The following is a 19738-nucleotide window of genomic DNA, read 5'->3' as shown; positions in this document are numbered from 1 at the left end:
TAACGATTATGTTTTTAGTTGATTCACACTGTCATCTGGATGGCCTGAACTACGAAACGCTGCATGAGGACGTCTCTGACGTTCTGGCGAAAGCCGCCGCGCGCGATGTAAAATTTTTGCTGGCGGTCGCGACCACGCTGCCCGGCTATAAAGCGATGGTTGAACTGATTGGTGATCGTTCTAACGTGGCCTACTCCTGCGGCGTTCATCCGCTGAATCAGGAAGAAGAGTACGACTTCGCTGAACTGCGCCAGCTTGCCGCCGATTCGCGGGTGATTGCGATGGGTGAAACCGGCCTGGACTATTTCTACCAGAAAGAGACTAAAGCGCGCCAGCAGGCCTCATTCCGCGAACACATCCGCGTGGGGCGAGATCTGAATAAGCCGGTGATCGTCCATACCCGCGATGCGCGTGAAGATACGCTGGCCATTTTGCAGGAAGAGCAGGCTGAAGGCTGCGGCGGCGTGCTGCACTGCTTTACCGAAGACCGTGAGACGGCGGAAAAGCTGCTGGATATGGGCTTCTATATCTCATTCTCCGGCATTGCTACCTTCCGCAATGCCGAGCAGATCCGCGAAGCGGCACGCTATGTTCCGCTGGACAGGATGCTGGTTGAAACTGATTCGCCGTATCTGGCCCCGGTTCCACACCGTGGTAAAGAAAATCAGCCGGCCTACACCCGCGACGTGGCGGAATATATGGCGGTGGTGAAGGGTGTGAGTATTGAAGAGCTGGCGCAGGCGACCACGCAGAACTTCTCTCGCCTGTTCCATGTGCCCATGTCGCGCCTGACGGAGTGATCCCCGACGCTTTTCTTTTATAGCTCGTAATTAATAGCGAAAATTTGTAAAGTGCAGCCCGATAAAATCGATGGCTGCATTTTTTTTGCTGAAAAAAGGCGCAGATCTTTGTGAAATCATCCAAAGAGCGAGAGCACGTTCAACGAAACGTGATAGTCATCAAACAAATTTACGCGGATTTATTTTACTCTTCGTAATAAATATCAGGGGCACAACGATGCCTCACCCGCAAAGGGGCCTCCCCCCTTTGCAACGCGCCCGGCGCGAAGAAAAGCACTCATACTCAGGAGCTTTACACTATGTTCAAAAATGCATTTGCGAACCTGCAAAAGGTCGGTAAATCGCTGATGTTGCCTGTATCGGTCCTGCCGATTGCAGGTATTCTGCTGGGCGTTGGTTCTGCCAACTTCAGCTGGCTGCCGGCGGTCGTTTCGCAGGTTATGGCGGAAGCGGGCGGTTCGGTCTTTGCCAATATGCCGCTGATTTTTGCTATCGGCGTAGCACTCGGCTTTACCAATAACGACGGCGTTTCCGCGCTGGCCGCCGTAGTTGCCTACGGCATCATGGTGAAAACCATGGCAGTTGTGGCACCGCTGGTCCTGCATCTTCCTGCGGAAGAGATTGCAGCCAAGCACCTGGCGGATACCGGCGTCCTCGGTGGTATTATCGCCGGTTCGATAGCGGCCTATATGTTTAACCGCTTCTATCGCATCCAGCTTCCTGAATATCTGGGCTTCTTTGCCGGAAAACGCTTCGTGCCGATTATCTCCGGCCTGACGGCAATTTTCCTGGGCGTGGTGCTCTCCTTCATCTGGCCACCGATCGGTACGGCGATTCAGACCTTCTCACAGTGGGCTGCGTATCAGAACCCGGTTGTGGCATTCGGTATCTACGGTGTGGTTGAGCGTGCGCTGGTGCCGTTTGGTCTGCACCATATCTGGAACGTACCTTTCCAGATGCAGATTGGTGAGTTCACCAACGCAGCGGGCCAGGTCTTCCACGGCGATATCCCTCGCTACATGGCGGGTGACCCAACCGCAGGTAAACTGTCCGGCGGCTTCCTGTTCAAAATGTACGGTCTGCCAGCGGCGGCGATTGCTATCTGGCACTCAGCAAAACCAGAAAATCGCGCTAAAGTCGGCGGCATCATGATCTCCGCAGCGCTGACCTCATTCCTGACCGGCATCACCGAACCGATTGAATTCTCATTCATGTTCGTTGCGCCGATCCTGTATGCGATCCACGCTATTCTGGCCGGTCTGGCATTCCCAATCTGTATTCTTCTGGGCATGCGCGACGGCACCAGCTTCTCGCACGGTCTGATCGACTTTATCGTACTGAGCGGTAACAGCAGCAAAATCTGGCTGTTCCCAATCATCGGTATCATCTACGGTCTGGTGTACTACACCATCTTCCGCGTGCTGATTGCTAAGCTGAACCTGAAAACCCCGGGTCGTGAAGACAGCTCCACCGAGCAGAGCACCGGTAACGCCACAGAAATGGCCGCTAACCTGGTTGCAGCCTTCGGTGGTAAAGACAACATCACTAACCTTGATGCCTGTATCACTCGTTTACGCGTTAGCGTTGGCGACGTCAGCAAAGTTGACCAGGCCGGGTTGAAAAAACTGGGCGCGGCCGGAGTTGTCGTTGCTGGTTCTGGCGTGCAGGCGATTTTCGGCACCAAGTCTGACAACCTGAAAACCGATATGGATGACTACATCCGTAAGATGTAATCGGGCAGGATGATGGCGCAAAAGGGGAGGCCAGCGGCTTCCCCTTTTGCTATTTAACAGATGGATAAATCGTGCTGCCGGGACGCTGAACTGCTGCAAAGCCGCGCAGTCGGGAAAGAAAAATCAGTTGCAGGTTGAAAGAAAACGATTTTCTCGCTCATACTGCGGTTATAAAAAAACACTGCTAAGGATATGCAACATGGCCGAAGAAACTATTTTCAGTAAAATCATTCGTCGCGAGATCCCGTCCGACATCCTGTTCCAGGATGAACTGGTCACCGCGTTTCGCGATATCTCACCGCAGGCACCGAGCCATATTCTGATCGTACCGAATGTGTTGATCCCGACCGCCAACGACGTCCAGGCTGAACACGAGGCCGCGCTGGGTCGAATGATTACCGTCGCGTCTAAAATCGCTAAGCAGGAAGGCATTGCTGAAGATGGCTACCGCCTGATCATCAACTGCAATAAACACGGTGGCCAGGAGGTTTATCATATTCACCTTCACCTGGTTGGTGGCCGTCCTTTAGGCCCAATGCTGGCTTCCTGAGCGCCGCTGAACGGGGACACAATGTTATGCGGGCATGTCTGACGGCTCTGACGTTACTGATTACACTGGCAGGTTGCAGTAACGATCGCACCACCATTAATACCTCGCAATCGCTGGTGATGGAATCCTCGGTTCTTTCCGCCGGTATCACCACCGATGAGCCGATAATCAGTGAAACGGAAGGCCAGCAGCGCGCGGTAAGCACCCTGGTCAACCAGCAGGAAAAACCGGTAAAAGTCACCTATCGTTTCTACTGGTATGACGATCGTGGGCTGGAGATCCTGCCTTACGAAAAGCCGCGTACGCTGGTGGTGCCCGCGAAGGGTAAAATCGACATTTCCTCGCAAACCGGCAATCTGACGGCGAGCAAAGTTCGCCTTTACCTGTATCTGTAAGGAGTGATGGCGTGACAAGTCACCTGTTAAAATTCTCTGGCGTGCTGGCACTGGCGCTGATCCTCAGCGGTTGTGTTATCAACCAGCAACAGCAGCCTGAACAGCCGCAGCAGCCTGCACCGGTAGAGCCGGTACAGCCGCAGCAGCCTCAGCCGGTGCCTTCCCAGCCCGGACCGATTGAAACCGTACCGCAGCCGCCGAAAATGCAAACCATTGACTGGCAGGCCAGCGTCAGCCCGCTGGTGGCACAGATGCTGAAAGCCGACGGCGTTACGGCGGGTAGCGTGCTGCTGGTCGACAACGTGAAAAACAGTACCAATGGCAGCCTGCAAAGCGCGAAAGCCACCGCTGCGTTGCAGAGCGCGCTGGCTAATAACAGCCAGTTTACCCTGGTCACGCCGCAGCAGCTGGCGGTGGCGAAACAGACACTGGGCCTGTCGGCGGAAGACAGCCTGGTATCACGCAGCAAAGCAATTGGCCTTGCACGCTACGTGGGTGCACAGTACGTGCTTTACAGCAATGCGCAAGGGGATGTGAAAGCGCCCGAGCTACAAATGCAGCTGATGCTGGTGCAAACCGGCGAGATTATCTGGTCAGGCAGCGGTGACGTTCAGCATTAACGCCGATTTGCAGCAGCTGATATCCAGACAGTTTCCGGCGGCGCAGGCCGCCGGTACCGTTTTGCCGCTGTATGGTCTGAGCGGCTACAGTATGAAAGTTTCTCTCCCCTGTCAGACCCTGCTGGCGCGTCGGGCGGCAGGCTCGCTGGAGATGCCCGGCGTTAATCGTCAGCGCGAATACCGTATTCTGCGTAAACTTCATGACAGTGGCCTGGTGCCTGCGGTTTATGGCCGCAGTCGAAACTGGCTGCTTCTTGACTGGCTGCCGGGAGAGGTGTTGTCCGCAGAGGAATTCGATCGGGCAATTGAGCCGCTGTCTGAAGTCATCAGTAAGCTGCACCGCCAGCCGCTAACCGGCTACCGGCTTCAGCTCATGCCGCTGCTGATGAGCTACTGGCAGCGTAGCCTGTCGTCCCGGCGGAATCTCACCTGGCTCAGAGCACTCAAGCGTCTGCGGCGCCGCGGCGAACCGCATCCACTGCGGCTGGCGGTGCTGCATATGGATATCCATAGCGGTAACCTTATCGGCAACGGCGGGCGTTTGCGTCTGATTGACTGGGAGTATGCGGGCGACGGCGACGTTGCCCTTGAGCTGGCGGCGCTGATCGACATTAATGCTCTGGACGACGCGCAGCAGCAGCGGCTCATTACCGCCTGCGCTATCGGGCAGAAGATCGACAGCGGCAGGCTTTACCGACAGATTCGGCGCTGGCAGCCCTGGCTTTTGCTGCTGGCTACCAGCTGGTACGAACTTCGCTGGCAGCAGACCGGTGAAAACCAATTTGGCGCGCTGGCAGCCTCAGGCTGGCAGCGGCTTTCACAGTTAAATTAGCCTGATAAACAGGCTTACAGAGGTGCAGTGTGGGACCGGTAATGTTAGATGTGCTTGGCTACGAGCTGGATGCGGAAGAACGCGAGATTTTACAGCACCCGCTGGTGGGGGGGCTGATTCTGTTTACCCGCAACTACCACGATCCGGCTCAGCTGGCCGAGTTGATCAGGCAGATCCGCGCGGCGTCGCGTCATCGTCTGGTGATTGCCGTCGACCAGGAAGGCGGGCGCGTGCAGCGCTTCCGTGAAGGTTTTAGTCGGCTGCCGGCGATGCAGTCTTTTGCCGCACTGAATGATGCCGCTGAAGCGGCAAGACTGGCGCAGGAGGCGGGCTGGCTGATGGCTTCGGAGATGATTTCGATGGATATCGACATCAGCTTTGCGCCGGTACTCGACATCGGTCACGGCAGCGCAGCGATTGGTGAGCGCGCGTTTCATGAAGATCCGGCTCAGGCGCTGGCGCTGGCCCGCTGTTTTATTCGCGGCATGCATGAGGCCGGTATGAAAACCACCGGTAAACACTTCCCTGGTCACGGTGCGGTGAGTGCAGACTCCCATAAAGAAACGCCGCGCGATAACCGCAGCGAGGCGGAGATTCGCCAGCATGATATGGCGATCTTCAAACAATTAATTGATGAGCAGGCGCTGGATGCGATTATGCCCGCCCACGTTATCTATACTGAAGTGGACCCTCGCCCGGCCAGCGGTTCATCGCACTGGCTGCAAAAGGTATTGCGCAAAGAGCTGGGCTTTGACGGTGTGATCTTCTCGGACGATCTGTCAATGGAAGGTGCAGCGGTGATGGGCAGCTACGCCGAGCGCGGGCAAACCGCACTGGATGCCGGATGCGATATGATTCTGGTGTGCAATAATCGTGCAGGTGCGGTTAGCGTGTTGGATAACCTGTCACCGATCAATGCAGAGCGCGTGAGTCGGTTATACCATCGGGGTTCCTATACCCGCCAGCAGTTGCTGGGCTCTCCCCGCTGGAAGCAAATCAGCGCGACACTCTACAACCTTCAGGAGCGTTGGCTGGCACACAAAGCCGCAAAAGGTGACTGACTCCGCTGCCTGCGGCACGTTAAGTGAGAATGACGATGATTATCTACCTACATGGTTTTGACTCTAACAGTCCAGGCAATCACGAAAAGATTTTACAGCTACAGTTTATCGATCCGGATGTCCGGCTGGTCAGCTACAGCACCCGACATCCTAAGCATGACATGCAACATATTCTTAAAGAGACGGATAAGCTGTTAAAGCACTGTACCGACCCATCGCCGTTAATTTGCGGCGTAGGGCTGGGGGGTTTTTGGGCTGAACGCGTGGGATTTTTGTGCAATATCCGTCAGGCAATCTTTAATCCTAACCTGTGGCCCCAGGAAGTGATGGAAGGGAAAATCGATCGGCCAGAAGAGTATCTGGATATTGCCACCAAATGCGTAAAGGACTTCCGCCAGAAAAACCATAGCCGCTGTCTGACTTTTCTCTCGCGCAATGACGATGCCCTTGATAGTCAACGCAGTGCAACGCTACTGCGTGAATTTTATGAATTGATTTGGGATGAAGTTGAGGGGCATAAATTTAAAAACATCTCACATCATCTGCCGAGAATTAATCACTTCAAAACCCTCGGATAATTATCCAAATACACCTTTTACATCCATTCCGTAACCCGCCTTGAGCGGGTTGCGTTGCTAAGTTTATTCTTACTATTCTTGGTTTTTATAATAAAATTGACCAGGATCAATTTTCGTAGAACTCATGAATTCCCCCGTGATATCCTGCCCTCAGCTTGCGAATTAACATCGCCAACCCTATGTTTACCAAGGTTATTTATTTAACTTTTGGTTAACGATTGGTTCACTTTTAGAGAGGGTCGTTTGACAGCACCTATGAAGAAAATTGTTATTATCGGCGGGGGTGCCGGCGGACTGGAACTGGCTACCCAGCTGGGCCATAAGCTTGGGCGTAAGAATAAAGCACAAATCACGCTGGTGGATCGTAACCACAGCCATTTGTGGAAACCTCTGCTGCATGAAGTAGCTACCGGTTCACTGGATGAAGGCATTGATGGCCTGAGCTACCTGGCTCACGCGCACAAGCATAACTTCCAGTTCCAGCTGGGTACGCTGACGCAGCTGGATCGCGAAAACAACCGCGTTCATCTGGCAGAAATCCGTGATGCGCAGGGCAGCGTGCTGGTTCCTGAGCGCGAACTGGCGTATGACACGCTGGTGATGGCGTTAGGCAGCACCTCGAATGATTTCGGTACGCCGGGCGTGAAAGATAACTGCATCTTCCTGGATAACCCGCATCAGGCGCGTCGTTTCCATAATGAGATGCTGAACCTGTTCCTGAAATTCTCCGCCAGCGAAGGCGCAACGGAGAAAGTGAACATCGCCATCGTCGGTGCGGGTGCTACCGGCGTGGAGCTTTCTGCTGAACTGCACAATGCCGTTAAGCAGCTGCACAGCTATGGCTACAAAAACCTCGACAGCAATGCGCTGAACGTGACGCTGGTGGAAGCCGGTGAGCGTATTCTGCCTGCACTGCCTGCGCGTATCTCCAGCGCTGCACATCAGGAGCTGACCAAGCTTGGCGTGCGGGTGCTGACCCAGACCATGGTAACCAGCGCCGAGAAAAACGGCCTGAATACCAAATCCGGTGAATTTATTGAAGCCGATCTGATGGTGTGGGCGGCCGGTATCAAGGCTCCGGACTTTATGAAAGATATCGGCGGTCTCGAAACCAACCGTATCAACCAGCTGGTGGTTGAGCCAACGCTGCAAACCACGCGCGATCCGAACATTTACGCAATCGGCGACTGTGCGTCATGCGCGCTGCCTGCCGGTGGTTTCGTGCCGCCGCGTGCGCAGTCTGCTCACCAGATGGCGTCCCGCGTGCTGGCGAATATTCTCGCTGACATCAAAGGCAAACCGCAGCAGGCCTATGTCTATAAAGATCATGGCTCGCTGGTTTCCCTGTCTCGTTTCAGTACCGTGGGCAGCCTGATGGGTAACCTGATGCGCGGTTCGATGATGGTTGAGGGGCGCATTGCTCGCTTCGTCTACATCTCTCTATACCGTATGCATCAGATCGCGCTGCATGGCTACTTCAAGACGGGCCTGATGATGCTGGTGGGCAGTATCAACCGCGTGATCCGCCCAAGGCTGAAGCTGCACTAATTTCAGCAGATCGGTGTTAAACGGCCCGGGATAACGTTCTTAACTGCGCGTTATCAGCGGGCCGTTTTTTTATGATGGCCGCGAGAGTGCTTCGGAACACTCTTAAAACGTGGTACTAATCATGCGGTAATCTCATTTCTTCCCGTATTCCGATTGTCAGTTTTCCCTCTCCGCCGCAAACTTTGTCTTAATTACCCCGGCGCGTCGCGCACGCCGAGTATGCCGTACCTGCCACGGATGTCGCAGCAGGCAAAGATGCGCGGTAACACTTTCAGGAGGGTTTCCTGTGAATAAATCAATGTTAGCCGGTATTGGGATCGGTGTGGCTGCAGCCCTGGGCGTTGCTGCCGTTGCCAGTATGAACGTGTTCGATCGCGGTCCGCAGTTTGCACAGGTTTTGTCCGCCACCCCAATTAAAGAAACGATAAAAACTCCGCGCCAGGAGTGTCGTAACGTGACCCTGACTCACCGTCGTCCGGTGCAGGATGAGAACCGTATTGCCGGTTCCGTGCTGGGTGCTGTGGCGGGTGGCGTGCTGGGCCATCAGTTTGGCGGCGGGCGCGGGCGCGATGTAGCAACCGTTGCTGGCGCACTGGCCGGCGGTTACGGCGGTAATCAGGTGCAGGGTGCGTTGCAGGATCGCGATACTTACACCACCACCGAGCAGCGTTGTAAAACCGTCTATGATAAGCAGGACAAGATGATGGGTTACGATGTGACTTATAAGATTGGCGATCAGCAGGGCAAGATCCGTATGGATAACGATCCCGGCACGCGTATTCCGCTGGATGGCAACGGTCAGCTGGTGTTGAATAATAAGGCCTGATTGTTGGTTTGAGGGCGAATTCGGTCGAAAATCGCCGAAGTTACTGAAGTTACCGGAGTTGCTGGAAGCTGGGTGGTTTGGTCCAGCCTCTGCGGTGGCTTCCGGGCGGTCCTCGCGTCGTGCTCTGCACGATGCCTTCGGTGTCAGCATCTGGCCGGTCGGACCGGCAAAGACGGGTCGTCCCTGACCCGACTCCGCCTGACACCGACGTCCTGTCGGTGTCTCCTGGCCAGCTGCTGCCACCTCAGCGCTGCGGAATGCCCGGCAGCCGCCGCAGAGGCTTTCCCTTTCAATCTTTCTTTATCGCGATGTGAAACGTATTTCTTGTGGCGGACGAACACGGTTTTTTTAGCAGGCAACGCAGAATGTAAAAGCGGAGCGGCAGGGGCACCCTACGGGCAATCCACAGCGCTGAGCGAAGAGAGGAAGCCAGGATTCGGCCACAGGGACGTGGACGAAAGCCTGAGCCGTGCCATGGATGGCACGTCTCAGGCGGTCCGACAGGCTGACGATCGGAGAGAAGGTATCGCGAAGCGACGCGAGGACCCGCCCGAAGGGGGACTCTGCCGCTCAGCGTTTCGCAATGGTACAGACGACTTACAAATGAACCTAACTAGCCACAATAAGACGGACCAAATCGCCCGTCAGCCCACATTCTCCTGCATACGCTGCATAAACTCCTGTACCCACTTCATCCGCACCTTACGCTCCGCCAAATCGCGAATAAACTTCAGGCGCGTCGGGCCATCAAGACGCCAGTGCTTCGGCTCCTTTTGCAGCAGCCCAATAAGCCACATCGGATCGACCTTATTCTTCTCGGCAAACTCAACATAACCACCGTTATCGCTGGCTTCAATCTTGCGTACGCCCAGCTTCTGAGCAATCAGCCGCAGAGCCGCAATATCCAACAGGTTACGCGCCGCATCCGGCAGCAAACCGAAACGATCGATCAGCTCGACCTTCAGATCGTCCAGATCGCCCTGCTGCTGGGCACTGGCAATCCGCTTGTAGAATGAAAGGCGGGTATTCACGTCAGGAATAAAATCATCCGGCAGCAGCGACGGCATGCGCAGCTCAATTTCAGTCTGGCTGCTGGTCAAATCCTCCAACGACGGCTCACGGCCTTCTTTCAGCGCGGTCACCGCGTTTTCCAGCAGCTCCATATAAAGCGAGAAGCCAATGGTTTCCATCTGTCCGCTCTGGCCTTCGCCCAGCAGCTCACCGGCACCACGGATCTCCAGATCGTGGGTGGCGAGCGCGAAACCAGCCCCCAGGTCCTCCAGCGAGGCGATGGCCTCCAGGCGCTTATGCGCATCAACGGTCATCGCTTTCGGATGCGGTGTCAGCAGCCAGGCATAGGCCTGGTGATGCGAACGGCCCACGCGGCCGCGCAGCTGGTGCAGCTGTGCCAGACCAAAGTGGTCGGCCCGCTCAATGATGATGGTATTGGCGGTAGGTATATCAATACCGGTCTCAATAATCGTGGTACAGACCAGCACGTTAAAACGCTGGTGATGGAAGTCGTTCATCACTCGCTCCAGCTCGCGCTCGCGCATCTGGCCGTGACCGATCGCCACCCGCGCTTCCGGCACCAACGTAGATAAACGCTGTGCGGCTTTTTCGATATTTTCCACGTCGTTATACAGGTAATAAACCTGCCCGCCGCGCAGCACCTCACGCAAAATCGCTTCGCGTACCACCAAATCGTCATACTCGCGAACGAAGGTTTTCACGGCCAGGCGACGTGCCGGCGGAGTGGCAATAATCGACAGGTCACGCATGCCGCTCATCGCCATATTCAAGGTGCGCGGAATTGGCGTGGCGGTCAGCGTCAGAATATCGACGTCGGCACGCATCGCTTTGATACGCTCTTTGTGACGCACGCCGAAACGGTGCTCCTCATCGACGATTAACAAACCAAGGTCGCGCCATTTGATGTCGTTCTGCAGCAGCTTGTGTGTGCCGATCAGAATATCAACTTTACCCTCGCCAGCCTCGGCCTGAACCAGCGCCTGTTCTTTCGCGGTTCGGAAGCGGGAGAGCATCTCAATACGTACCGGCCAGTTGGCGAAGCGATCGCGGAAGTTATCGTAGTGCTGCTGTGCCAGCAGGGTGGTGGGTACCAGCACCGCCACCTGCTTGTGGTTTTCTACCGCCAGGAATGCGGCGCGCATCGCCACTTCGGTTTTACCAAAGCCAACGTCACCACACACCAGGCGATCCATTGCCAGTGGCTGGCACATATCGCTCAGCACCGCGTTGATGGCCTGCGCCTGGTCCGGTGTGGTTTCAAACGGGAATCCGTCGCAGAACAGCTGGTACTGCTGGCGGTCGTGCTTGAAGGCAAAGCCTTTTTTCGCTTCACGCTGGGCATAGATGTCCAGCAGCTCGGCGGCCACGTCACGCACTTTTTCGGCGGCTTTCTGCCGGGCTCGCGTCCAGGCATCACTGCCCAGCTTGTGCAGCGGCGCATTCTCTTCGGCACCACCGGCATAGCGGCTGATCAGGTGCAGCGACGATACCGGCACATAAAGCTTGGCATCTCCGGCATAGGCCAGCATCAGATATTCTGCCGTGATGCCGCCGGTCTCCAGCGTGGTCAGGCCGATATAGCGCCCCACGCCGTGCTCAAGGTGGACCACCGGCTGGCCCGGATGCAGCTCGGCGAGGTTACGGATCAGCACGTCCGGGTTAATGGTCCGTTTGCTGTCCTGGCGGCGTCGACTTACGCGCTCGCCCAGCAGATCGCTCTCGCAAATCAGCGCCAGATTACGCAACCCGTCGATAAATCCGTGCTCGCTGGCACCGATCAGCAGGTAATGACCCGGCTTACTGACCTCTTTCAGCGAACGCACCGTTTTGGGCTTCAGCTTGATACGGGCCAACAGTTCCTGCAGCGTTTCACGGCGGCCTTCACTCTCAACGGAGAACACCACCGAACCGCTGAAGGATTCCAGAAACTTCCGCAGTGCTTCCAGCGGTGATTTGGCCTGTGCCTGCACGGCCAGATCCGGCAGCGGCTGATACTGCAGATTGGTATTCGCCGCCTTGTCTGTCAGCAGATCGGTCCGCAGCTGAATACGCGGCCAGTTTTTTAGTTCGGCAAATAATTCATCGCAGCGTAACCACAGAGCCGGTGGTGAAAGCAGAGGGCGCATCGGATCGACTTTGCGATTTTCGTAACGCGTATTCACATCCAGCCAGAAACGCTCGGCGCTGCTTTCCAGATCGCCCGCCACCACCAGCAGGGTACTGGCGGGCAGGTAGCTGAACAGCGCGGGTAAAGGCTTGTCGAAAAATAGCGGCTGCCAGTATTCGATTCCGGCAGGCAGGGTGCCTTTGCTGACTTGCTGATAGATATGTTCTGGTTCACGGCGAACGTCAAATTGCTCACGCCACTGGGAGCGGAACAGCTCGATGGCATTTTTATCCGTCGGGAACTCGTGAGCAGGCAGCAGATTGATGGCGGAAACTTCTTCCTGAGTACGCTGCGTATCAACGTCAAACAGACGCAGACTGTCGATTTCATCATCGAAAAAGTCGATACGGTACGGGCGATCGCTGCCCATTGGATACAGGTCCAACAGGGCACCGCGCGTGGCGTATTCGCCGTGTTCCATCACCTGGTCAACGCTGCGGTAGCCCGCCTGTTCAAGCTGTGAACGCAGCGTATCGCGGGAAAGCTTTTGCCCCTTGCTCATCACCAGCGCATGTCCGTGCAGGAAACTGTGCGGGCACACGCGCTGCATCAGGGTATTAACCGGTAAAATCAAAATGCCGTGGCTTAGCGATGGAAGCTGGTACAGCGTGGAGAGGCGCGAAGAGATAATTTCCTGGTGCGGCGAAAAACTGTCGAAAGGCAGCGTTTCCCAGTCAGCCAGCGTCATCACCGGCTGTTCCGTAAACTGGCGGATTTCATCCTGCAGCCGCAGAGCGTTCTGCATATCTGGCGCAATTAACAGCACCGGGCCGGCATGGCGTTCAACAATTTCGGCGCATTCGACGGCGCAGGCAGCACCCGTGAGCTGCCCCAGCAGCCGCTGATCGCCAGCGCGTGAGGGAAGAGTATAACGATAGTTTTCAGGCATATTCAGTTCGATAGTCTCTACTCAAATGGGAGAGAGGGGAGCCGCCATGACGCCTGTCGGCTGCAATGGCTCGGACAGCAGGGGACCCCAATTCAGCTTCGCCGAGTATACCTTTTTTTTGCTGGCCGCTGGGTACTGTGTCGGTCTGGCTGGTCAATGTTTATCCAAAGTTTCATTTTTTCGCTATGGCAATGATGTCCACTGCCGCAGTCGGACAGAATCAATATAGTGAAAATTCCCCGTTAGCGTCGTCTTTCCGGCGAAAGGGCACTTTTAAAATGTTTCAGATCAATAAGTGTCGATAAATAAGCCTGTGACTGATATAGCGCCGATAGCACTCATTGTCTAAAATCATCAGGTAAAACGGCCATGGTGCAACCGGGAGAAATCGAGTGAGTTTGCCTACGGAATCACGCTTTTTTCACCCTAAAAATATTGTGCACCTGTGCTTTGCCCTCGTGTTTCTGTTTTTAACGTTGCTCACCTGGCATGAAGCGATGGTGCTGAAGCGCACCTATGAATCAAACCAGCTTGCCCGACTCAGTTCGGTGGCAAACAATCTGGATAATCAGTGGCAGCATAACCTTGATGAACTGGCGTTTTTTCACAGTATGCTGGAGCATTCACTCGGCGATCCGCTGATTACCGACAAATCCACCGCTTTCTTGCAGCAGTTTGAGCGCGTTCGCCATACGCCACTGTGGCATCTTAGCCCGAGTGAAACCCGTGGCATACCGATCAACGGTATTTCCGATGAGCTGCTAACGCGTTTTCCGCTGTTCAGCCGGTCTGATTCCCGGCGCCTGGCCGATGAGCTAAATGCGGTGCTGGAAATGAGCCAGATCCTGCAATTTAACCAGCCGGAGCGCGATTTCCACTATCGCTTCTGGTATATCTCTCGCGCCGGTTTCTACCTCAGTTCCACGCTGCCGGATGCCAGCAGCAATCACTCGCTGGAAAATTTCTCCGGCGTGGCACAGCGTCCTTACTTTGTCGACCTCGACCCAAAGGTGAATCCACAGCGTAAGATCCTGTGGTCAGATCCCTACGACTCCATGGATAACGAGGGTAAGGTGGTGACGGTCGCGCGCCCGGTCGATCGTGATGGCTACTGGTACGGTGTACTGGCAATGGATTTCTCCACGCAGCAGATCAAGCAGTACCTGCAGCAGTCGCTGAGCACGCGGCAGGAAGGGGGGGTAATGCTGGTCGGTCATCAGTTCAATCTGATCGCCTGGTCTGACGGCAGCCAGCTTGAGGAGTACCGCCTGCACAAAGCACAGCTGGCGCAGCTGACCGAACAGGCTGCCGGAACCCACAGCGGGACAATGCGTTTTGACGGGCGTTTTGTCAGTTGGGTCCGCCTGCAGTATTTCGACGGCATGCTGGTCAACGTGCAGACGCTGCGTGAAGGGCTGCTGGGTGACAGTGGCCGTGTTGGACTGGTGCTGCTGCTGACGTGGCTGATGTTTAGCATTGTGGTGCTGGTTTCCCATCAGACGATTATCCGGATGACGGGCAGCTTGCTGAATTTGCAGGAAAAACTGAGCTGGCGCGCGAATTACGATGGCTTAACGCGGCTGTTTAACCGCACTGCCTTTTTCGATCGCGCTGAAAAGCTGGCGGCGCTTAATCAGCGGCAGCGGCAGCCGCTCTCCGTGATCCAGCTCGATCTCGATCATTTTAAATCGGTTAACGACAGTTGGGGACACCACGCCGGAGATCGCGTGCTGGCCCACGCGGCATCGGTGATTGGTCAGGCGCTGCGGAAAACCGATATTGCCGGTCGGGTGGGCGGGGAAGAGTTTTGCATTTTGCTCCCGGCCACCCGGCTGGATGAGGCCGTGCTGGTGGCGGAACGCATTCGCCGCAAGCTGGCGGCAAAAGAGCTGCTGGTGGGCAAACATCAAACGCTGAAGGTTACCGCATCGCTGGGCGTGAGCAGCAGTGAAGAGCAGGGAGAGTATCAGGTGGATAACCTGCAGTCCGTTGCCGACCGCAGGCTGTATCTGGCGAAACAGGACGGACGCAACTGCGTCCGCCATCGAGATTAAACATCGCCGCTGTTATCGTCCTCAACCGCCTGATAGATGCGCTGCATAATATCGGGGAACGCTGACTGGACCCGGCTCCAGCTGGGAATAAACGGCTTTTCGTTAGGGCGTTCAATAAACGCCTGCCCGGCCTCGAGTATTGACTGGGTGAACATTTCTACCGCCGCTTCTTCGGCGTGCTGATCGAACTTCAGGCCATTCATCACCGCTTCGTGGTTATAAATCTCCATCATATCCAGCGCATTGCGATAGTAGGTTGCTTTTAACACCCGGAAGGAGTCGCTGGTGATGTTCACGCCCATGGTGGCCATTTTACGCAGCAGCGACTGCACAATATCATTGCTCATACGCCGCAGCCCGCCGGTTCCGTCTTCCTCCGACAGCGGCTGATGCTTGTGGTCGTAATTATCGGCGATCTCCACCTGGCAGCTCTGGCGGGTGGTGTAGTTGCGGTAAATCTCAGACAGGACGCCGATTTCCAGCCCCCAATCGCCGGGGATTTTGATGCCGTTCAGCACGTGCGTGCGCATGGCGAATTCGCCGGAAAGCGGGTAGCGGAAACTGCTGAGATAATCCAGATACTCGGAGTGGCCGTAAACTTTTTGCAGCGAACGCAGCAGCGGGCCAACCAGCAGTCGGCCTACGCGGCCATTAAGCTTGTTATCGGCCACCCGGGCATAAAACCCTTTACAGAATTCGTACTGGAAATCGGGATTAGCCAGCGGATAGAGCAGTCGTGCCAGCATGCCGCGTTCATAGGTTACGATGTCGCAGTCGTGCAGTGCCACGCAGCTGGATTTATCGGAAGCCAGCGTATAGCCGGTGCAGAACCAGACGTTGCGCCCCTTGCCCGGCTGTGAGGGGGAGAGTCCTTCTTTGTCCAGTTCGGCGTCCAGCGCCTTCAGACGCGGCCCGTCATTCCACAAAATGCGATGCCGCTGCGGCAGACGAGAGAAGAACTCGCGGGCGTGAAGAAACTGATCGCGATCGGCACGATCGAGGCCAATAACGATCTCTCCCAGGTAGGGAACCTGTGCCAGCTCATCAACAATATGGCTCAGCGCCGGGCCTTCAAGTTCCGAAAACAGCGAGGGCAGAATCAGCCCCATCTTACGTTTGCGCGAAAAGCGTACCAGGTCCTTTTCCAACTCTTTAAGACTGCGCCCGGTGAGATTATGAAAGTTAGTTATTACGCCGTTCTGGTAAAAATCGCTCATCGCTATCCCCTTGGAATGTAGGTGGTCAGTCAGGATGGAGTGATAAAATGGTTCAGGCCTTCAACCCAGCCTTCCGGGCCCCGGGCGGTACTGCGATAGATATGCTGTTTGTCGGCTCGCTCAAGGAGCACCGGATTTTTGCTGTAGCCGCGAATGACCACGGCATAATCAACACTGTCGAGCATTGGCGCATCATTAGGCCCGTCGCCCAGGCCAATGGTGATTGGGCGGCGGCTACGCGGAGAAGCCGAAGAAGGGGCGTGCTCAAGCAGCCAGCGCAGCGCAGCGCCTTTGCCACTTCCTTTACTCATGACGTGCCAGAAACGCCCGCCCTGAACCAGCTCCAGTTCTGCCTCATTCAACCGTACCCGGAACAGGTCAAATTGTTCTCTGCTGTCCCGCCAGATCAGGCTTTCGGATGCTTCGCGCATTTTGGCCCGGGCAGCTAAAGCCGGGGTCAGCCCGGTCCACTCTGCAATCTCTTTTTCACTGACGTCGGCAAAGCCGATAAATTTAAAACCGTCACGCTCCCGGAGATTCAGCAGGGTATGGCAGATCGCCCGATAGTCCTGTGGGGATAGCTGACCGGTAAGTGCTGACTGAGCATCGCCATAGTGAACGACAGCACCGTTTTCACTGATAAACGGCGAACCGCCGAAACCCAGTTCTTGCTGCAGCGGCACAATTTCCGCGGCTGTTTTACTGGAGCAGATCACCAGTGGGATGTGGTGTTCTTTCAGACGCGTCAGCCACTCCGTGGCGGGTTGCCAGCTGTAGGTGTGATGATCGAGCAGTGAGCCGTCGAGATCGGTAACGATCATCAGAGGTTCCTGCAGTGTAAGCATAGTTTTAACCTCGCGAAATTAGCCCGGTGTGACAGTAAGACCACCGTATCAGCACAAAGTATAGTCAAGCTATCATCACCTTGTGGGGTGTGGAAGTCCGCCTGATACAGGCTGATATGCGGATTAATCCTAAAAAAAATGCTGATTTTTTGGCCGGTTGCAAAAGTGCCAGAATGCTCCCAGCGCAGAACTGGTGCGGGTTTTCCTGTACAAGTTAACGATTGTTGTACACATTAATGCGTGAACTTAGGATTAGTCTGAATACCAGAACGGGTTAGGGTAGAGGCGTAAAAGGATTTCCCCGAGTAACGAATTTTATTTTTGTTGTGAACAATTTACCCTGGCCAGCGGCTGGGGTTTTTTTTACCAATCGCAGGGTATCACGGGTATCAGGTAAGAGATGTCAGGAACGGCGGGCAAAAAAAAGCCCGCGCTGCGCGGGCAAAATCCTTGTTACTTTTTAGGTTGACTGCGCCTTTGGGGTTGGTGCAGTGAGAATATTCTAAGTGTTCCCGATGTCAGAAGTCTTTGCGCGAAACGTAAAGAAAGCGAAAAGGCGGGCTATGGCAGCGCATGTCGCCATTGATTTTGCCACGCTGTCTATACTGTTTATCAGACAGTTATCGATTAAAAAGGAGAAAACATGGACTTTATTCGTATTGTGATTGCGATTCTTCTACCGCCTCTCGGCGTCTTTCTGCAAGTCGGTTTCGGTGGCGCTTTCTGGCTTAACATCCTGCTGACGTTATGCGGTTATATCCCCGGAATTGTTCATGCAGTGTGGGTGATTGCGCGCCGATAATTCTGGCTAAACCCCTGCGCGGTATGCGGTTTTCAGTTAAACTGTTGGGAAAAATTGCACAGGAGTTACCATGAAGGTGAATCAGCAGGTGACGGTAAAAACGGACGGCGGTCCACGCCGGGTCGGCACGGTTCTGGCGGTGGAAGAGTTTAACGAAGGGACAATGTATCTGGTTGCTCTGGAAGACTATCCGCTGGGGATCTGGTTCTTTAATGAATCGGGTCACGAAGACGGCGTTTTCGTTGAGCCTCACGCCTGAACACACTAAGGGGGTAACTCCCCCTTTAAACTGCCGCTGTTAACCCTGTCGCACGTTGACGTAAATACCGCTGGTGACGTTATCCATCAGGCGCACCACATGGTAGATCACCTGCTTGTTATGCGTCTTGATTTTGCGCTTAATATTGCCTTTGTGCGAAGAAACGGTTTTTACCTTGATTTGCATCTGGTCAGAAATCTCGCTCGTATCGTGGCCCGACATCCACATCCTCAACATATTGGATTCCGTCTGACTCAGCGTTAGCGGATGGACTTCTTTGCCGGAGGAATGGCGTGATGAGCTATTCAGTCGCTGCTGGAAGTAAGTCGCCAGCAGATGGTCGAGCGTCGCCGGTTTTATTGATTTTGAAGTAATGATCAGATTCTTACGCACATACAGATATTCTTCAAAATGGCTGTTGGAGATGGCCATAAATATGAAGAAAAGCGTGTCAGGATTCTGGCCAATGGCATTCCTGATACGCTGACTGGCTTCAGGTTCATTAATAAAACAGTCTTCATTGATGAAGACGACACCGGGCTGCAACTGCTGGCAACGCGTATGCAGTCGGTCAATGTCGTTAACCTAAGTAATATTCTTGTCTTTAATTCCTTTGGTTGTCAGATAGTTGATCAACCCAACCCGGGTATAATTACAAGGATCCATAATTATTGTTGGCATTCTAGCGGCCCTTACCAGTTCGTTATCCATATAAATCAACGATGAATTACACGTTCGCACAGCAGAAGAAGAAGAAAGCGTTCAGTATTCAAATTCTTGTTATGGTAGCCAACGTTAATACTACCCCCGCCATAGCCGACTGGAGTATTGACTCATCCTTGATGAAGGGGCTGCGTCAATCGCAGCAATTGCGTCACTATCGCGTAAAATGTTAAAAATCATGATAGGATTATTCTTAAAAGAATTCAATCAAAAAAACAATCTCACTAACACGGCGATTTTTTGGGTAATCCGTTCATTAAAGTGAAATAGAAGGTCGATAAAATATCGCCATTAAACATGAGGTTGCCAGGCCGATTTTAAAGAAGGGGAACTAAGGTCGTTGCTATTTCATTGCGTGGTAAGCGTGCTATCATCCCGCGCCGATATACCTGCTCAGAGACGAAATTCTTGTAATAATCGAGGACTGAAACGATTATTTTTAGTACGAAAAAAAAATCTCTTTCAGTTCGGTCATAGGAAAACATTATTTCTTCTGCAAATTATTAATATCGACGTGCATATAAGTACTAATAGTCATTAGTCTGGCTGAATAAGCCGGATAGCATGCTCAAGAACCTTTTGTTCATCACGGTTGGCATCACTGCGTTTCCGACGAGTTTGCCTTAACACGCTGGCAATCATTCCCCGTGATATATTATGGCCGTCTTCCGTCAGCGCAATCGCTGCGTCACCAATAACCCGGCAAACTTCGTCATAATATTCTTCGCTAAGCGCATCACGTTTCATTTTTACACTCCATCATTGAGTATGACCAGGCGTTTATCCTCCGGCGACAACGCGGATTTA

Annotated in this window: 17 protein-coding genes and 1 pseudogene; 13 read left to right on the top strand and 5 right to left on the bottom strand. The window is 54.4% G+C overall.

Annotated features, from left to right (window positions below; all coding sequences use genetic code 11):
- Positions 1 to 8: 8 nt before the first annotated feature.
- From OMR58_RS08710 to OMR58_RS08665, 10 genes are all read left to right on the top strand, one after another.
- The gene (locus OMR58_RS08710; protein WP_264545720.1) at positions 9 to 800 is read left to right on the top strand and encodes a metal-dependent hydrolase; all 792 of its coding nucleotides are present in this window, start codon (positions 9 to 11) and stop codon (positions 798 to 800) included.
- Positions 801 to 1099: 299 nt separating this feature from the next.
- Positions 1100 to 2533, top strand: a complete 1434-nt coding sequence (ptsG, locus tag OMR58_RS08705) for a PTS glucose transporter subunit IIBC (protein ID WP_200546854.1) — start codon at positions 1100 to 1102, stop codon at positions 2531 to 2533.
- A gap of 199 nt (positions 2534 to 2732) precedes the next feature.
- On the top strand, positions 2733 to 3083 hold the full coding sequence (gene hinT, locus OMR58_RS08700) for a purine nucleoside phosphoramidase (protein WP_105592803.1): 351 nt from the start codon (positions 2733 to 2735) through the stop codon (positions 3081 to 3083).
- 26 nt (positions 3084 to 3109) lie between these two features.
- The gene (locus OMR58_RS08695) at positions 3110 to 3478 is read left to right on the top strand and encodes a YcfL family protein (RefSeq protein ID WP_105592802.1); all 369 of its coding nucleotides are present in this window, start codon (positions 3110 to 3112) and stop codon (positions 3476 to 3478) included.
- A gap of 23 nt (positions 3479 to 3501) precedes the next feature.
- Positions 3502 to 4098: a penicillin-binding protein activator LpoB gene (gene lpoB / locus OMR58_RS08690; protein ID WP_444861308.1), complete on the top strand. Its 597-nt coding sequence runs from the start codon at positions 3502 to 3504 to the stop codon at positions 4096 to 4098.
- Positions 4082 to 4930 carry a thiamine kinase gene (thiK, locus tag OMR58_RS08685; protein ID WP_264545718.1) on the top strand — a complete coding sequence of 283 codons (849 nt, stop codon included), beginning with the start codon at positions 4082 to 4084 and terminating at the stop codon, positions 4928 to 4930. The genes lpoB and thiK overlap by 17 nt, the downstream gene beginning before the upstream one ends.
- A gap of 41 nt (positions 4931 to 4971) precedes the next feature.
- Complete coding sequence (nagZ, locus tag OMR58_RS08680) at positions 4972 to 5991, top strand: beta-N-acetylhexosaminidase (RefSeq protein WP_264545717.1); 1020 nt, start codon at positions 4972 to 4974, stop codon at positions 5989 to 5991.
- 35 nt (positions 5992 to 6026) lie between these two features.
- Positions 6027 to 6569: an alpha/beta hydrolase YcfP gene (ycfP, locus tag OMR58_RS08675; protein ID WP_200560497.1), complete on the top strand. Its 543-nt coding sequence runs from the start codon at positions 6027 to 6029 to the stop codon at positions 6567 to 6569.
- 243 nt (positions 6570 to 6812) lie between these two features.
- The gene (locus OMR58_RS08670; RefSeq protein ID WP_105592798.1) at positions 6813 to 8117 is read left to right on the top strand and encodes an NAD(P)/FAD-dependent oxidoreductase; all 1305 of its coding nucleotides are present in this window, start codon (positions 6813 to 6815) and stop codon (positions 8115 to 8117) included.
- Between the two features lie 286 nt (positions 8118 to 8403).
- Positions 8404 to 8943, top strand: a complete 540-nt coding sequence (locus tag OMR58_RS08665; protein WP_105592797.1) for a glycine zipper 2TM domain-containing protein — start codon at positions 8404 to 8406, stop codon at positions 8941 to 8943.
- 644 nt (positions 8944 to 9587) lie between these two features.
- Here the strand turns inward: OMR58_RS08665 and mfd are convergent.
- Positions 9588 to 13031: a transcription-repair coupling factor gene (gene mfd / locus OMR58_RS08660; RefSeq protein ID WP_200564003.1), complete on the bottom strand. Its 3444-nt coding sequence runs from the start codon at positions 13029 to 13031 to the stop codon at positions 9588 to 9590.
- Positions 13032 to 13423: 392 nt separating this feature from the next.
- Here mfd and dgcQ point away from each other — a divergent pair, with 392 nt between their 5' ends.
- Positions 13424 to 15085 (top strand): cellulose biosynthesis regulator diguanylate cyclase DgcQ, encoded by a 1662-nt coding sequence (gene dgcQ, locus OMR58_RS08655; protein WP_200564006.1) that lies wholly within the window; start codon positions 13424 to 13426, stop codon positions 15083 to 15085.
- Here dgcQ and OMR58_RS08650 read toward each other — a convergent pair.
- Both OMR58_RS08650 and OMR58_RS08645 read right to left on the bottom strand, forming a co-directional pair.
- The gene (locus OMR58_RS08650) at positions 15082 to 16302 is read right to left on the bottom strand and encodes a glycosyl transferase (RefSeq protein ID WP_105592793.1); all 1221 of its coding nucleotides are present in this window, start codon (positions 16300 to 16302) and stop codon (positions 15082 to 15084) included. The two genes, dgcQ and OMR58_RS08650, sit on opposite strands and share 4 nt — an antisense overlap.
- A 29-nt stretch (positions 16303 to 16331) precedes the next feature.
- The gene (locus OMR58_RS08645; RefSeq protein WP_200564009.1) at positions 16332 to 17147 is read right to left on the bottom strand and encodes a mannosyl-3-phosphoglycerate phosphatase-related protein; all 816 of its coding nucleotides are present in this window, start codon (positions 17145 to 17147) and stop codon (positions 16332 to 16334) included.
- Between the two features lie 643 nt (positions 17148 to 17790).
- Between OMR58_RS08645 and OMR58_RS08640 the strand changes: the two genes are divergently transcribed.
- Together OMR58_RS08640 and dsrB are read left to right on the top strand one after the other, a co-directional pair.
- Positions 17791 to 17949, top strand: a complete 159-nt coding sequence (locus OMR58_RS08640) for a YqaE/Pmp3 family membrane protein (RefSeq protein ID WP_034824466.1) — start codon at positions 17791 to 17793, stop codon at positions 17947 to 17949.
- A gap of 70 nt (positions 17950 to 18019) precedes the next feature.
- A complete protein-coding gene (gene dsrB, locus OMR58_RS08635) occupies positions 18020 to 18208 on the top strand; it encodes a protein DsrB (RefSeq protein ID WP_105592791.1) in 189 nt (62 codons plus the stop codon).
- Between the two features lie 39 nt (positions 18209 to 18247).
- Here dsrB and rcsA read toward each other — a convergent pair.
- Both rcsA and OMR58_RS08625 read right to left on the bottom strand, forming a co-directional pair.
- A pseudogene (gene rcsA / locus OMR58_RS08630) lies at positions 18248 to 18889 on the bottom strand (transcriptional regulator RcsA).
- A gap of 579 nt (positions 18890 to 19468) precedes the next feature.
- The gene (locus tag OMR58_RS08625; RefSeq protein WP_200564013.1) at positions 19469 to 19678 is read right to left on the bottom strand and encodes a DUF2767 family protein; all 210 of its coding nucleotides are present in this window, start codon (positions 19676 to 19678) and stop codon (positions 19469 to 19471) included.
- Positions 19679 to 19738: the final 60 nt, after the last annotated feature.

It is taken from the genome of Erwinia sp. INIA01 (genome assembly GCF_025947915.1).
GTDB classification, from domain to species: domain Bacteria; phylum Pseudomonadota; class Gammaproteobacteria; order Enterobacterales; family Enterobacteriaceae; genus Erwinia; species Erwinia coffeiphila.
This window is presented reverse-complemented; position numbering and strand designations above follow the sequence as displayed.

Coding starts and splice junctions, on each gene's coding strand:
- OMR58_RS08695 (WP_105592802.1), top strand. CDS start 3,110: ATGCGGGCATGTCTGACGGCTCTGACGTTACTGATTACACTGGCAGGT.
- ptsG (WP_200546854.1), top strand. CDS start 1,100: ATGTTCAAAAATGCATTTGCGAACCTGCAAAAGGTCGGTAAATCGCTG.
- nagZ (WP_264545717.1), top strand. CDS start 4,972: ATGTTAGATGTGCTTGGCTACGAGCTGGATGCGGAAGAACGCGAGATT.
- OMR58_RS08645 (WP_200564009.1), bottom strand. CDS start 17,147: ATGCTTACACTGCAGGAACCTCTGATGATCGTTACCGATCTCGACGGC.
- dsrB (WP_105592791.1), top strand. CDS start 18,020: ATGAAGGTGAATCAGCAGGTGACGGTAAAAACGGACGGCGGTCCACGC.
- OMR58_RS08650 (WP_105592793.1), bottom strand. CDS start 16,302: ATGAGCGATTTTTACCAGAACGGCGTAATAACTAACTTTCATAATCTC.
- OMR58_RS08640 (WP_034824466.1), top strand. CDS start 17,791: ATGGACTTTATTCGTATTGTGATTGCGATTCTTCTACCGCCTCTCGGC.
- OMR58_RS08710 (WP_264545720.1), top strand. CDS start 9: ATGTTTTTAGTTGATTCACACTGTCATCTGGATGGCCTGAACTACGAA.
- hinT (WP_105592803.1), top strand. CDS start 2,733: ATGGCCGAAGAAACTATTTTCAGTAAAATCATTCGTCGCGAGATCCCG.
- ycfP (WP_200560497.1), top strand. CDS start 6,027: ATGATTATCTACCTACATGGTTTTGACTCTAACAGTCCAGGCAATCAC.
- mfd (WP_200564003.1), bottom strand. CDS start 13,031: ATGCCTGAAAACTATCGTTATACTCTTCCCTCACGCGCTGGCGATCAG.
- OMR58_RS08625 (WP_200564013.1), bottom strand. CDS start 19,678: ATGAAACGTGATGCGCTTAGCGAAGAATATTATGACGAAGTTTGCCGG.